Here is a 13,072-nt window from a genome sequence, read left to right as displayed (position 1 = left end):
CTATTCTTCGTAGCTTTCTAAACGAGCATCAAAATCTTCCTCCGACTCATTAAAGCGCATCACGTGAATGTCCTCTGGTTCAAAAAAGAGACCCACTTTCGCGCCTTCAGTGGCTTTTCTAGTTGAATGAACCATCCATTCATTATGGTCTTCATCGTAACAGATGATTTCATAGTGAACCCCACGGAACAATTGTGTATCCACAGTAACGACTAATTTCCCTTTATCTGCAGTGGTGATCGTTAAATCTTCTGGACGTAGCATTATTTCAACAGGCTCAGCTTGACGCATACCACCATCCACACATTCAAAACGTTTGCCGACAAACTCAACTAAATTATCTTCGATCATTGTACCGTTAACAATGTTACTTTCTCCTACAAAATCAGCCACAAAATGATTGATTGGTTCATCATAAATATCCACAGGGGTGCCACTTTGTACGATATGGCCTTTGTTCATAACAAAAATTTCATCACTCATTGCCAAGGCTTCTTCTTGATCATGCGTAACAAAAATGAAAGTAATCCCTAAACGTTGCTGTAGTTCACGCAATTCATATTGCATATCGGTCCGTAATTTTAAATCCAACGCAGAAAGTGGTTCGTCTAATAACAACACTTTTGGTTCATTGACGATTGCACGAGCAATTGCCACCCGCTGACGTTGACCACCAGACATTTCACTGATTTCACGTACTTCATAACCAGGCAATTGCACCATGCGTAGTGCATCTTTGACTTTCTTTTCAATTTCTTTTTTCGGTATTTTTTTGATTTTTAACCCGAACGCGACATTATCAAACACATTCATGTGAGGAAATAAGGCATAATCTTGAAATACGGTATTAACCTGACGTTTATTCGCTGGAATATCATTGATTCTTTGCCCATCAAAATAAATATCCCCTTCGGTGGCATCGGCAAAACCTGCTAAAATACGCAAAATCGTTGTTTTCCCACAGCCTGAAGGACCTAATAGCGTATAAAATTTCCCTTGTTCAATTTCAAAACTGACATTTTTTAACACTTTTTCATCATCATACTGTTTAACGACATTTTCAAATGTAATAATATTTTTTTTCACCCGCTGATGCCTCCTCTATTAAAATTGAACTATTTTTTTAACACAGTCACAACGTTCCGCTTCGCTATAACTTGTACTTTTTAACATCTGCTCATTTCACTTCGCCTTACCTATACTTATAAATAAGATTCTGTCGCTACAATCAATACTCGACTTTTTCCTTTTGAATGATTGATCAATTGATGAGGTTCTGCTGCTTGATAATACATTGCTTCCCCTTTTTTGGCTGAGTAGGTTGTTTCACCTAGTATCAATGATACAGAACCATCGATTACATAAATGAACGTTTCAGATAAAGAAGGCTCAAATGTTTTATACTGACCACCCTTGTCAAAAGTTAAAACAATGGGTTCCATTTCTTTTTCATTGGATTCAGGAATCAGCCATTTTAATTCATAACCATTTTCTTCATCATAGTAAAGCGTACTATCTTGATCTTTATAAACAATTTTCTGCTCTAAAGTTCGTTCACTAAAAAATTGTTCGGGGCTAATACCCAGAACTTCTAAAATATTAAAAAAAGTTTCCATGGATGGCGAGCTTAAATCACGCTCCAGTTGAGAAATATATCCTTTCGTCAGATCTGTTCGTTCGCCTAACTCTTCTTGCGTTAAATTTTTCTGTACACGTAAATTCCGCAACTTCTCACCAATTTCCATCAGACCACCTCATTTCTTTTAAAAAAAATTATAAAAGTTTGCTAATACTAAACTAGAAGTTTAATTTTACTTTTTCTAGTATACGAATTTTTCAAAAAATAGCAACAAATTTCTACAATAATTTTGTATTTTTTTAATTCAATCTCATACTAGTATACTAGCATCGATCGAGTTATTTTGACAAAATAAAAAAAGGGGTGGGACATGACTCTATTCGTCACACCCCAGCCCTAAGCAATCTGGATAAATGGAGGAAGCAGGAGCAACTTCCTCTTATTTCTCAGAGTTAACTACTTTTACCCCAACCTCTTCCTTGTCTTCTATCGTTTGGCTACCCCTTTTTCTATCAAGTTTTAACGGAATCAAGTAATTTACCAACAAGGCAATCCCCATTCCAATAAAACTATCTACTACTCTAGCAAATGCATAACCATAAGAGCGATCAGCAGGAATCATAAAAACGATCGTCAACAAAGTTGCACATGCCCCAACGGTTCCTTCTTGGTAACCTAAAGTAGCTAACAAAGCGATCATCAGAGTGATGATTACAGGAATAAAAATCAACTGCACAAGCTCTGTTCTACCTAACAAATTAAATACACCAATCACAACAACCGACATCAGTGCGCCCATTACATTGCCAATAATACGATGCTTACCATATTTCAGCGTATTCTCCATATCTTCTCTTAACGTAAAAACAGTGGTAATTGCCGCAACGACATATGTTTCTCGTTTTAACAAGATACTCACTAAAATACAAAAAAAGACACTCAACCCTGTTTTAAATGTTCGCATACCAATTTTTAATTTCACCAAACTATATTCCTTTCAAACGTTATAAAACTATACTATAAGATATTTTCAGCTTATGACAACTAAGCTTGACTCCTTTATTTTAACTTATTTTGCGGTTATTAAGAAGGGGTCTTCAAGAAGAATTTGCTAAAGATAAAAAGAGAATATGTTATGATAGTAACAATCATACTAAATTGTTTAAAAGACATGCTATCTCTAAACTAAAGTTAGCCTAATTTTTTAAATACAAGGAGGATATTTATGGACCAATTTTCTGGATTTCGTGTTAATGAAATAGATGGTCAAGTTACGACAACGATAGAAAAATTAGCACTCAATGACTTATCTAAAGGGGATGTGCTCATCAAAACAGCCTACTCCTCAGTCAACTATAAAGATTCATTAGCGATCAAAGAAAATGGCGGTGTTATTCGTGATTACCCGATGATTCCTGGAATCGATTTGAGCGGAACTGTTTTATCTTCCAAAGATGATTGCTTTGAAGCAGGTCAACCTGTTTTAGTCACTGGTTACGGTCTAGGTGTAACCCATACAGGAGGATTTGCCGAAGTCGCTCGTGTTCCCGGTGATTGGATTGTTCCTTTGCCTAATGAATTAAGCTTAAAAGAAGCTATGATTTTTGGTACGGCTGGCTTTACCGCTGCTTTGTCTGTACAAGCACTTGAAAATCATGGATTAGCGCAAAATAAAGAGGCAGAGATTTTAATTACAGGAGCCTCAGGTGGTGTAGCAAGTTTAGCAATCGCGATGCTAAAAAAAAGAGGCTATTACAATATCACTGCGTTAAGTCGGAAAAAATCAGCAATCGATACGTTAAAAAAAATCGGTGCAACTAGGGTGCTTTTAATGAATGAATTTATGCCTGACAAAATAAAACCGTTAGCAAAACAAACGATCGACTTTGCAATCGATACAGTTGGTGGTGAAATTTTGGCAGCAATATTACCTCAACTTCGATATGGTGGCTGCATCGCAATGTGCGGCAATGCAGCTGGGATCAAATTAACTACAACTGTTTTACCGTTTATCTTAAGAGGGGCGAATCTACTTGGAATTGATTCAGTTAATGTGCCCATGAAACAACGTCTAGCTATTTGGCAACGTTTAGCTACCGATTTAAATGTTTGTCATCATGAACTGGTCAATGAGATCGCTCTACAAGCCCTACCTCAAACCTTAGAACAATTACAAGCTGGCACTCACGTTGGCCGTACGATTGTTAAAATAAGCTAAAGGAGCAACCCATAAATGAATATTTTAATCACAGCAGGTGGAACTTCTGAAAAAATTGATACTGTCCGTTCCATCACGAATCACTCAACAGGACGTTTAGGAAAAGAAATCGGTGAACTGTTCTTAGCACAAGGTCATCGTGTTACTTACATTACTACACCTCAAGCTGTCCAACCTACGAAAGAATCAAACTTAACTATTATTGAAATCGACTCTACAAAAGAACTAGAAACGACTTTACTTGAACAGTTTGACCACCAGAAATTTGATGGGATCATTCACAGTATGGCGGTTAGTGACTTTACGACTGAAACAACCCTTTCGGAAGATCTTTTCATTGAAAAACTTGCAGCTAAATTAACGGCAGATGGGCACTTACCTGATGCAACAGATTTAAGAGAAACACTGTATCGCAGTTTAGATGAAATCGGTAAAACGATTCAACAAGAAAAAAAAATTCCTTCTGGAACTGATCGCCTCTTGCTTTTTTTGAAGAAAAACCCTAAAATAATTGCAATGCTGCGAAAGCAACAACCACAGGCGGTTCTTGTTGGTTTCAAATTATTAGTCGGTGTTTCTACCGAAGAATTGATTCGCGTGGGACAATCGATCTTAATTAAAAACAACTGCGATTTGGTTTTAGCCAATGACCTTGAAGAGATTCAGGGCAGCCAACATAAAGGAATTTTGATCGACGCCTTGGGGCAAACAGAAACTGCTCAGACAAAAAAAGAAATTGCCCAATTAATCGTGAAAAAGGTTGAAGAAAAATGGAGGAACCAATGATGAAAACAATCTTATTAGGTATTTCCGGTAGCATTTCTGCCTATAAAGCAGCTGACATCACTAGCCAATTAACTAAATTAGGTTACAATGTCGATGTAATCATGACCACCAATAGCACAAAATTTATCACGCCATTGACATTGCAGTCTTTGTCAAAAAATCCAGTTCATACAGACGTTATGGAAGAAATCGCACCTGAAAAAATCAATCATATCGAATTGGCAAAAAAAGCTGATCTTTTTTTAGTTGCTCCAGCGTCAGCTAATAGTTTAGCTAAACTAGCTAACGGTATTGCAGATGATATGCTTTCTACTGTCGCGTTAGCTTTAAAAGAGGACGTACCTAAATTTATTGCACCAGCAATGAATACTTATATGTATCAAAATCCGATCACACAGCGAAACATAGCAACTCTAAAAAAAGTTGGGTATCAGGAAATCAATCCCCGAGAAGCATTATTAGCTTGTGGTGATTTTGGTCGCGGCGCTCTTGCAACAGTTGAAGAGATCGTTGCTACAATCAATGACGTATTAACGAAATAATTTTGAGGAGTCATTTATGAAAAACACAAAAACATTCACATTAACCGCTATGTTTTTAGCGATCTTGATTTTATTGTCTGCGGTTCCTTTTTTAGGCTTTATTCCAATTGGACCGATCAATGCAACCACGATGCACATTCCAGTAATCATCGCTTCAATTGTTTTAGGCCCAAGAATCGGTGCTTTTTTAGGAGGCGTTTTTGGTATCATCAGTATGATCCGAAGTACCATCATTTTGTCGCCTCTGTCATTTGTTTTTTCACCGTTTATCCCTGTTATTGGAACGGACCAAGGTAGTTTTAAAGCGATCATCGTTGCCATGGTGCCAAGAATTTTGATTGGAATTGTTCCTTATTTTGTCTTTATGGGATTAAAGAAGCTCACGAAAAACAAACCAACTTCTCAAACGTTTAGTTTGTTTATAGCAGGTTTTCTAGGCTCCGCAACAAACACGATTCTCGTAATGAATTTGATTTATTTTCTCTTTAAAGATTCTTATGCACAAAGTATCGGTGCTAGCGGTACAGCAATTTATACAGCTATATTAACAGTTATTTTTACTAGCGGTGTTGTGGAAGCAATCGTTGCGGCTGTTGCAACAGTTGGAGTGACCTCTGTGTTATTACGATTAGTAAAAAATAATGCGACACAAAAATTATAAAAAAGATTGGAGCCGTTTTAACTGCTCCAATCTTTTTTATTTCTTCTGTTTTTTTAATTTATACGCATACTCACTTGCTTTGAACAGCAAGCCATTAACAGGTAAATCAAATTCGCCGATAAATTCATTGACTGTTGGATTGAAATTAGACTTAAATTTAATCAAACCATCACTCAAACTGCCTTCTAACCCACCCATATTACAAGATGTACAGCCTCTTTCAAAACATTCATTGATTGCATCAAACCAAGTAAGATATGCAGGCATATAGCGTTTATAACGATCGTCCATTCCAGCATAAAGAATTTCACTCGTTGAGCCAAACGTGATTGCTAACGCTCCAGCAACAATAGCTACATCACCTGAATGTGCGATATTTTCTTCGAGTTCAGTCATTTCACGTGTTAAAGAAAAATCAAGTTCTTCTAAGTTATGACGTTTTTTTACTTGATTTTCTTTCAAATTCGCCAGATCTTCTTTGTTTTTTTCAAAACGGATTTTGGTTTCTTCATAACGTTCTTTCAAGTTTACTTGCGCTAACATTATAAAAGAATTTTCAGGATAAATTTTCAATAGCTTTTTAAAATAATCACTATTTCTAAGCGAGATATTTTGACGCTCTGTCGTTAATTCAATAACTTTAGCAAAATCATCCACTAACTCAGTGTGCCCCATTTTAACAGTGACCCCTTTTTTCTGAGCTTGTTTCATCATTTTCTTTGTGCTTTTTGACAATTGTTCTTCACTGAAATCTTCTTTATAGATATTGGCTTGAAAACGTGGTTGGATCGTCGCATCCATTGCCATCGTCAATCCTTGATGTTTCGCACCACTTGCGATCATATTCTCGATGATCGATTGGGCCATTGGATCGATGGTTTGCTCTTCGCCTAAATGAAAATCTTTATAGTGAACAGTTGGGTCCATTTTTACAAACAAAGCACGTTTTTTCTTACCGAATTTCTTTAGTTCTTTAAAAAAGAATGCAACAAGTTCTGCATTTGTGTAATCCATGATTGGACCACGAGGTGTATAGAGCATTGAAAATTTCATTGGTAATGGTCGAATCAAAACCAAACTAGAGGCCACTAAAGTCCCATTTTCGTACACCCCAACGATTTCAGATCCCCAGTTATCTTTCACTTTAGCCCATGCAGACGATTGTAATAAATTGCATAAGGGATGATGTTCCACAAATTTATCGTGTTCTTTGGCATCAATGCCAATTTTAAATTCAAACATTATAGAAAACTCCTCTACATTTTTGCTTCTGTATTACCATATCATAATTTATTCTACAGGAACAGTAAAGTTTTTCATGAAATTGGTTAAAAAACTTTAAGAGACAGAATCAAAACGATAGTTGTCTTGAATCAGTCTCTTAAAAATAAATACTTATAACACTTCTTTATTGATTAAAGTCGTTTTTCAAAGTGAACGGATTTATTGATCCAGTACATAATCGGTGCAGCTACCGCCATAGTCGCAAATTCACTTAGTGCTAGTGTTGCGTAGTTCCCCCAAAAGGCTGCTCCGCCAGCTGGTGCCAGCATAAATGCAATAATGCACATGGTTGCAGTGAAAAACAAGGTATTCAGTGCTAAACGTGCGATAACATTAGGAACTCTTTTTTGTAATAAGGCAGTTAGCCCTAGCGAAATAAAGGATTGTAGGCCGCCATACAGGGCATCCATAGCACCAAAGCCAAAGAAAAAATTATAGACAACGACTCCACCTAAAACGCCCCACATCAATTTCCGATTGAAAACAACTAAGTGATTCAAACTTTCAGAAATTCTAAATTGGATTGGTCCTGACGAAACGGGTGCTACTAAAATCGTTAAGCCAAGATATAACGCCATTACAATACCATTCATGGTAATTGCTTTTACCTTACTGTTTGTTGAAACAGTATGTTGCATAGTCTCCCCTTCTTTCTCCGAGTTTTTTTACAAGGGATGGTTGATGAACCTTGAACCTCATTGTAGCATATGTTCCACGATTGACAAAGCCCTATATGTTAGAGTTTTTGTCTGTTCATAATATTTACGTTTAACTTTTTTTGTTGTTTATTTACTTTTTTTTGTGGCAAAATTGTGGCAAACTTATGAATCGCTTTTTTTATTTTTACAACTTTAATACAATAAACATACATTTTTAACAACCGCATATGTCGTTGCAACCAAGCACATACCATGTTAACAGTTTGCCTTTTTATTGAAAATATGTAAATAACAAAGCCTGCACTATTAAGCGCAGGCTCTTTTTATATTTTAGGTGGGCATAGATTAATTGTTTTATAACCCTTAATGCTAACTAATCTTGCTGTAGTTGGCTTACTTACTCTTGTACCATCAGATAACCAATATACAACTTTAATACTAGCTGCATATATTGTGTCTTTGGTTAGGGCTTGAGCTCCAACAAGTAAAAACTGCATTGATGGATCGTCTAGCTTATCACTTGCTGATTGTGTCTCGTTTGCTTCGATAAACCAACCAGTGTCTTGCGGGTTCGGGAAGTTATCTACTCTTCGTACTTCCGAACGCATATAATCTTCTCCAGCATCTGGTTTTTGCAAAACCCATTCTAATGCAACTGAATTATACTTTCCGATATCGATCCCAGAGAATGTATGCTTTGTTCCAGTTGAGAAAGTTTCCGATCCTGACCATAATGTTGTTTCAGTTTGAATACTTGCTTCGCAACCGCCAAAATTGTTAATCCAATCAATGATTTTGTGGATAGCATCCCAAAGTCCACAGATTGCGCAAACCAGCCCTTTGGTCATGTTCCATGAATTGCTTACTAATTCATACAGCCAACATCTTAGAGCATTGATATCGCAAAAATCTAAAGTTTTTAAACTATTCCATGAATTGCCGTGTAAATATGTGTTTAAAGCGTGTAAATCTTCGCAGTCGTTATGATTCTTACCTTTATATGGATGAATTCCTTTGTCTCCTTTTAGGTTGCTACAGATTTCATCTGTTACCTCGTTGAAGCAAAAATTTTCATCTCCATTTTTAATAGTATCTAATGCTGATTCTGTATCTATATCCGGAACCTTGCTACACGAATTGCAACTACCATTAAATCCTGATTTATTGCCACAGCTATTACAAGCCATATTTAATCATCCTTTCTTACGCATTCTTGGCAAATGTAGCATCTACCCAAACCTTAAATCCAGATACTAAAATAGCAATCCCATTGCTTTCTACATCATAATCAACAATGGCCATCACATCAGTAGCAAATTTAAAGCTATTACCGCTAATAGAATTATTGGATGTACCATCTGCCCAATTTATTCCAGCCATAGGAACACCATTGTTATGCCACTCAACATCAGATGTTGTAGGTGTCGGTGTAAGTCCACTAAGTCCATTGCTAATAACTTGCCATATACCAGCATAATTAGAACGGTCATCTACATTAATAACTATGCCATTCCATTGTACAAACCCATATTTTCGCATGTATTCCACATCATTTTGCGTTTCTGGTTGCGGTCTTGTAATAATAGGATTTTCGGTCTCTTCAACATTGCCATCACTTTCGATTCTCCAAACTTCAAAATAAGTCGGGATATTTCTGTTGAAATAATTATTGAAGTCATGGCGAGAAACTGCTGTACCAAATTGTCCGCCGGTCCAATAGTCAGTGCTAATAAAGTTATTTTCATCTTCCATCACGCCCACATGACCACCTGCTCCAGCAGAAGCACCCATGCCGTATTTAGGATCGCCCCAACTCATTAAAACAATGTCCCCCATTTTTGCATCCCATTCTCGATTTGCAGAAATACGTTTATAACCATTCTTAGCTAAGTACCCACTTAAAGTTACTGTACTATATAAGTATTCATAAGCTACTCCTCCTGCATCTTTTACAGCTTGTGTAATCGAACCAGAACAATCAGCAGTGCCATCTGTTCCATTTCTAGAGCCTGTCATTGAATACGTTAATTTTCCTTGTCTGTCATAAAACCATTTAACGACTTGTTTATTGCTTACGGTCATTTAGCACTTCCTCCTCTACTAATTTATCGATTTCAGTATCCGATAGATGGTATTCTGGATTTGCCACTATAAAAGCGTTAACCGCTGCAATAGCACTTCTTTTTTTTGTCTCATTGGGAACATCTTTCTCTTTTTCTAATTTAACAGCATCTTTTGCAATAGCTCGAATTTTGCTTATATTATCCACCGTTATTACCACCTTCTTCAGTGTTGCCTGTGATAACAGCGATAAATGCCTGATGCAAGCCGGTTGATGCTAAACCACTAATAGCACCATAAATTACATTGCTGGGTGTAATTTGCCAATTGTCTATCCAAAGAGACAAGAAAATACCCACTACCGCAAGAATTAGCGGGATATACTGATTATATTTATCTTTTAAAAAATTACTTTGCTTTAAAACAAAACCAACTGATAGACAACCTAACACCACTAAGGGTATTAGGTCGAACGTTGGTAAATTAAAACTCGTCATATTATTTACCTCCTCTGATAGATTGAATAACATTACGTTGAATATTTTCTTTTCTGATCTCATCAGTTACACTTTTGGCGATATCAGAAGCTAAACTGGTTGTCGTTTCGTCAATAGCTCTCTTTATAATTTCTTCTTGGCGAGCTTTTCCTCGGCACCAAGGATTCCACCATGGGCAAAATCTTAACATATTTCTCATTCCTCCTTACTATTTTTCTTTTTTGTCAAATACATAGTAGCTATACTTGTTAATAAAGAGCCCATAGCTACCTCAAGTCCATTTTTGTTCATAAATTCTGTTGCTTTTTCTCCGATAATAATACTGTAAGTGAACAATATAGTCAGAATTACTATAGTGATAATAAAAAATTTAAAGAAAGAAGGTATAGCATCCCATATTCGGCGGTATTGCTTTTTTTTAAGACTTTTTATTTCTTCGTCTAAGCCCTTCATTTCAGTTTTTTGAACTATCTGTAAATGTTTAGTTTCTTCAGATGATTCAGATATACCCATTAAAAGTTTGGTATTTTTAGCTAGTTCGATTTCCATAGCATTCATCTTTCCAAGGATAATGTTGCAATCTTCTTTCGTCATAAATTTATCATCTACTATATCTGTGACCTTTTTTTTCAAATCGTCTTTCTTTACATACCGTTCATCCAATTCTTGTAGTAAGTTTTCCACATATAAACACCACCTATCGACAAATACTGATAATCAGTAAATGACTATTTAAATTTTATAAGTTGCATCTCCAGCAGCCCAAGTTGTCTTTTTCGCCCAATTCAACCCGACTGCAATACTTCCAGCGGTTGCTGATCCTGGGACTAATCTACCGTTTACGTCAAAAGTCCCAATATCTGCCCCATCAGATGTCCGAACCGAACAAACGCTATATTGTCTATACATAGGTATGGCCCAGTCAGGCAATAATGCAATTGCTTTGTTTTGAGTAGTATCGCCACCACTTACATTAAATGATACGTGGACTAAACCACCATCTAGCTCTTCAACAAAAGATTCTTTAATTCTGCCGTTGTCATTGTTATTAGTAAAACCGTTTTGTAAATTCAGAGCTTGGTATTTTAAGTTCCCTGATAAACTGTTAGTCGTAATATAATCTACCGATCTATCGCTAACAGTGTCAAAAGCAATATCCGGCACAGTCCAAGTTCCGATTTTTATTCCACTTTTTCTAAATTCATCTATAACTTCTGATGTAAAGTTAATATCATTGTATTTAACGCTTGCAGCAACTAAGCTGTAATTCCATTTTTTCAAATCTTTACATTGTTGAATATATTTTTCATTTACAGAACTAGTAAAAAGGTGTAGTTCATTATTTGAATAAAATTCTCTAATTTTAGTCAATACGTCATAACTGAATGATGCAATTACAAAATCGCCTTCGTTATAACCAAATTGTCTAATAGTGTTGTACAATTTTGTATAATTTTCATTAGAGTAGTTCCCGCTTTTTATCTCGATTACTGGCACTTTAGATTGAGCTTTACATATTCTTAGGTATTCTTCGAATGTAGGAGGTATTTTTTCTGCATCAGTAAGGCTTCCAATATTAGCTCCAGTATCAATTCTTAGCGATCTGAATTGATCAAAAGTCATTGATTTAACAGCACCTGTTCCGTTTGTGGTTCTGTCGACAGTATCATCATGCATGATTACCCAATATCCATCAGATGTTACTTGTATATCTGTTTCAATTCCCCAATGCCTTTTACAGTGTTTAAAGGCTGGCAGTGAATTTTCCGGGTATTCTGTGTTGTTACCTCTGTGCGCAATCCACTGTTGCCCACCAGTTTGATATACTCCTTCTGATTCAACGCTAGATTCAGCCGAAATGACACCTTCGCTTGTAATTGTAATATTATCTCCAGCAGTTAATTTATCTTGCTTTTTATCTAAATCGTTTTTCAGATTATCTAATCCAATTTGTTTTTTTATGTTTTCGATATCAACATCGATGATTACTTCGAACGTCCCGTTATTTTCTATTGTTAAGTTACCATCGATATTTTTTATTTCAGTCGGTTTGTTTGGACCATTAGTTGATTCGTTTAACTGGATAAAGTTTTCTCCATTTGCCGATAATGTCCAAATAGTATCATCTGGTAAAATATAAGCATGATTATAATCTGGATATCCTATTTTATCCAAACTTGCTACTGGAATTAACCAATTACAGTTACATGTATCAAGATTACATTGTTTGGGTACTTTAAATTTCATTTTTCATTCACCTTTTCAATTTTATTTTTTTCGAATAAGCAAGCCATACAACTTTCCACTTCTAAACCGAGGAAGTTTGATATTGCAATCGATGCGTTGTTTACAGTTCTAGTATAGATGTTCTGTACATGTTCTCTTATACTATCGTCTGTGATTGCATCTTTTGCATCTCGCATCTCTGCCATGCTTAATAGTTGGTGCTTGAATAGACAAGAATATTTATCATTTTGCTTTTTTTTAGCTATTTTATTTGCGATCGATAAAGCAATATATGTTTTTTCGTATCTAACTGCTCTAATGCTCGTTTTGTATTCCAAAGATTCTTCAATTTCTGAATTTATCTCATCTGCTTCTTGTTCATCTTCCGTTTGTTTGATGTCTCTTTGTAACGATTCAATATAGCGATCCAAATGAGCTTCTGATTCTGCATCATTCATTATGGACCAAATTAAATCTTCTAAAGCTCCTGTTTGCGCCAGATAATTAATAGGTTTTTTCATTTTGTTCAATCCTTTCATAATCTCAATAATATTTTATC

Annotated in this window: 17 protein-coding genes; 4 read left to right on the top strand and 13 right to left on the bottom strand. The window is 35.9% G+C overall.

Features of this window, described 5'->3' with window-relative positions; genetic code table 11:
• From IGJ34_RS05085 to IGJ34_RS05075, 3 genes are all read right to left on the bottom strand, one after another.
• The gene (locus tag IGJ34_RS05085) at nucleotides 1-1,086 is read right to left on the bottom strand and encodes an ABC transporter ATP-binding protein (protein WP_069654306.1); all 1,086 of its coding nucleotides are present in this window, start codon (nucleotides 1,084-1,086) and stop codon (nucleotides 1-3) included.
• A gap of 116 nt (nucleotides 1,087-1,202) precedes the next feature.
• Nucleotides 1,203-1,745, bottom strand: coding sequence for a helix-turn-helix domain-containing protein (locus tag IGJ34_RS05080; protein ID WP_069654305.1), 543 nt, complete (start codon nucleotides 1,743-1,745; stop codon nucleotides 1,203-1,205).
• Nucleotides 1,746-2,018: 273 nt separating this feature from the next.
• The gene (locus IGJ34_RS05075; RefSeq protein ID WP_340689671.1) at nucleotides 2,019-2,561 is read right to left on the bottom strand and encodes an FUSC family protein; all 543 of its coding nucleotides are present in this window, start codon (nucleotides 2,559-2,561) and stop codon (nucleotides 2,019-2,021) included.
• Nucleotides 2,562-2,804: 243 nt separating this feature from the next.
• Between IGJ34_RS05075 and IGJ34_RS05070 the strand changes: the two genes are divergently transcribed.
• The 4 genes from IGJ34_RS05070 to IGJ34_RS05055 are packed head-to-tail and all read left to right on the top strand — an operon-like array spanning nucleotide 2,805 to nucleotide 5,786.
• Nucleotides 2,805-3,797, top strand: coding sequence for an oxidoreductase (locus tag IGJ34_RS05070; protein WP_430598275.1), 993 nt, complete (start codon nucleotides 2,805-2,807; stop codon nucleotides 3,795-3,797).
• A gap of 15 nt (nucleotides 3,798-3,812) precedes the next feature.
• Nucleotides 3,813-4,583 (top strand): phosphopantothenate--cysteine ligase, encoded by a 771-nt coding sequence (gene coaB / locus IGJ34_RS05065; protein ID WP_430598274.1) that lies wholly within the window; start codon nucleotides 3,813-3,815, stop codon nucleotides 4,581-4,583.
• Entirely contained in the window at nucleotides 4,583-5,125 is a 543-nt protein-coding gene (gene coaC / locus IGJ34_RS05060) for a phosphopantothenoylcysteine decarboxylase (protein ID WP_430598520.1), read from the top strand. Before coaB ends, coaC begins: the two co-directional genes overlap by 1 nt.
• 16 nt (nucleotides 5,126-5,141) lie before the next feature.
• Entirely contained in the window at nucleotides 5,142-5,786 is a 645-nt protein-coding gene (locus IGJ34_RS05055; RefSeq protein WP_069654300.1) for an ECF transporter S component, read from the top strand.
• A 36-nt stretch (nucleotides 5,787-5,822) separates the two neighbouring features.
• On the opposite strand, the gene IGJ34_RS05050 is transcribed toward IGJ34_RS05055, so the two are convergent.
• From IGJ34_RS05050 to IGJ34_RS05005, 10 genes are all read right to left on the bottom strand, one after another.
• Nucleotides 5,823-7,028 (bottom strand): aminoacyltransferase, encoded by a 1,206-nt coding sequence (locus IGJ34_RS05050; RefSeq protein WP_430598273.1) that lies wholly within the window; start codon nucleotides 7,026-7,028, stop codon nucleotides 5,823-5,825.
• Between the two features lie 173 nt (nucleotides 7,029-7,201).
• Entirely contained in the window at nucleotides 7,202-7,708 is a 507-nt protein-coding gene (locus IGJ34_RS05045) for a QueT transporter family protein (protein WP_430598272.1), read from the bottom strand.
• A 344-nt stretch (nucleotides 7,709-8,052) separates the two neighbouring features.
• Nucleotides 8,053-8,916, bottom strand: coding sequence for a hypothetical protein (locus IGJ34_RS05040; protein ID WP_111248009.1), 864 nt, complete (start codon nucleotides 8,914-8,916; stop codon nucleotides 8,053-8,055).
• 16 nt (nucleotides 8,917-8,932) lie between these two features.
• A complete protein-coding gene (locus tag IGJ34_RS05035; protein WP_430598271.1) occupies nucleotides 8,933-9,811 on the bottom strand; it encodes a peptidoglycan amidohydrolase family protein in 879 nt (292 codons plus the stop codon).
• Nucleotides 9,795-9,998, bottom strand: a complete 204-nt coding sequence (locus IGJ34_RS05030; protein ID WP_430598270.1) for a hypothetical protein — start codon at nucleotides 9,996-9,998, stop codon at nucleotides 9,795-9,797. Before IGJ34_RS05030 ends, IGJ34_RS05035 begins: the two co-directional genes overlap by 17 nt.
• A complete protein-coding gene (locus IGJ34_RS05025) occupies nucleotides 9,991-10,287 on the bottom strand; it encodes a phage holin family protein (RefSeq protein ID WP_430598269.1) in 297 nt (98 codons plus the stop codon). Before IGJ34_RS05025 ends, IGJ34_RS05030 begins: the two co-directional genes overlap by 8 nt.
• Nucleotide 10,288: 1 nt before the next feature.
• Nucleotides 10,289-10,477, bottom strand: a complete 189-nt coding sequence (locus IGJ34_RS05020) for a hypothetical protein (RefSeq protein ID WP_430598268.1) — start codon at nucleotides 10,475-10,477, stop codon at nucleotides 10,289-10,291.
• A 5-nt stretch (nucleotides 10,478-10,482) separates the two neighbouring features.
• Nucleotides 10,483-10,971 carry a hypothetical protein gene (locus IGJ34_RS05015; protein WP_430598267.1) on the bottom strand — a complete coding sequence of 163 codons (489 nt, stop codon included), beginning with the start codon at nucleotides 10,969-10,971 and terminating at the stop codon, nucleotides 10,483-10,485.
• Between the two features lie 48 nt (nucleotides 10,972-11,019).
• A complete protein-coding gene (locus tag IGJ34_RS05010; protein WP_430598266.1) occupies nucleotides 11,020-12,534 on the bottom strand; it encodes a glycerophosphodiester phosphodiesterase family protein in 1,515 nt (504 codons plus the stop codon).
• On the bottom strand, nucleotides 12,531-13,034 hold the full coding sequence (locus IGJ34_RS05005; RefSeq protein WP_430598265.1) for a hypothetical protein: 504 nt from the start codon (nucleotides 13,032-13,034) through the stop codon (nucleotides 12,531-12,533). The genes IGJ34_RS05010 and IGJ34_RS05005 overlap by 4 nt, the downstream gene beginning before the upstream one ends.
• Nucleotides 13,035-13,072: the final 38 nt, after the last annotated feature.

Origin of the sequence: Enterococcus sp. AZ177 (genome assembly GCF_050544585.1) — a bacterium.
GTDB classification, from domain to species: domain Bacteria; phylum Bacillota; class Bacilli; order Lactobacillales; family Enterococcaceae; genus Enterococcus_L; species Enterococcus_L plantarum.
Note: the sequence above shows the minus strand (reverse complement) of the source record. Positions and strands in the feature narration are given on the sequence as shown.

Coding starts and splice junctions, on each gene's coding strand:
- IGJ34_RS05070 (WP_430598275.1), top strand. CDS start 2,805: ATGGACCAATTTTCTGGATTTCGTGTTAATGAAATAGATGGTCAAGTT.
- IGJ34_RS05035 (WP_430598271.1), bottom strand. CDS start 9,811: ATGACCGTAAGCAATAAACAAGTCGTTAAATGGTTTTATGACAGACAA.
- IGJ34_RS05010 (WP_430598266.1), bottom strand. CDS start 12,534: ATGAAATTTAAAGTACCCAAACAATGTAATCTTGATACATGTAACTGT.
- IGJ34_RS05045 (WP_430598272.1), bottom strand. CDS start 7,708: ATGCAACATACTGTTTCAACAAACAGTAAGGTAAAAGCAATTACCATG.
- coaB (WP_430598274.1), top strand. CDS start 3,813: ATGAATATTTTAATCACAGCAGGTGGAACTTCTGAAAAAATTGATACT.
- IGJ34_RS05040 (WP_111248009.1), bottom strand. CDS start 8,916: ATGGCTTGTAATAGCTGTGGCAATAAATCAGGATTTAATGGTAGTTGC.
- IGJ34_RS05050 (WP_430598273.1), bottom strand. CDS start 7,028: ATGTTTGAATTTAAAATTGGCATTGATGCCAAAGAACACGATAAATTT.
- IGJ34_RS05005 (WP_430598265.1), bottom strand. CDS start 13,034: ATGAAAAAACCTATTAATTATCTGGCGCAAACAGGAGCTTTAGAAGAT.
- IGJ34_RS05055 (WP_069654300.1), top strand. CDS start 5,142: ATGAAAAACACAAAAACATTCACATTAACCGCTATGTTTTTAGCGATC.
- IGJ34_RS05020 (WP_430598268.1), bottom strand. CDS start 10,477: ATGTTAAGATTTTGCCCATGGTGGAATCCTTGGTGCCGAGGAAAAGCT.
- coaC (WP_430598520.1), top strand. CDS start 4,583: ATGAAAACAATCTTATTAGGTATTTCCGGTAGCATTTCTGCCTATAAA.
- IGJ34_RS05025 (WP_430598269.1), bottom strand. CDS start 10,287: ATGACGAGTTTTAATTTACCAACGTTCGACCTAATACCCTTAGTGGTG.
- IGJ34_RS05080 (WP_069654305.1), bottom strand. CDS start 1,745: ATGGAAATTGGTGAGAAGTTGCGGAATTTACGTGTACAGAAAAATTTA.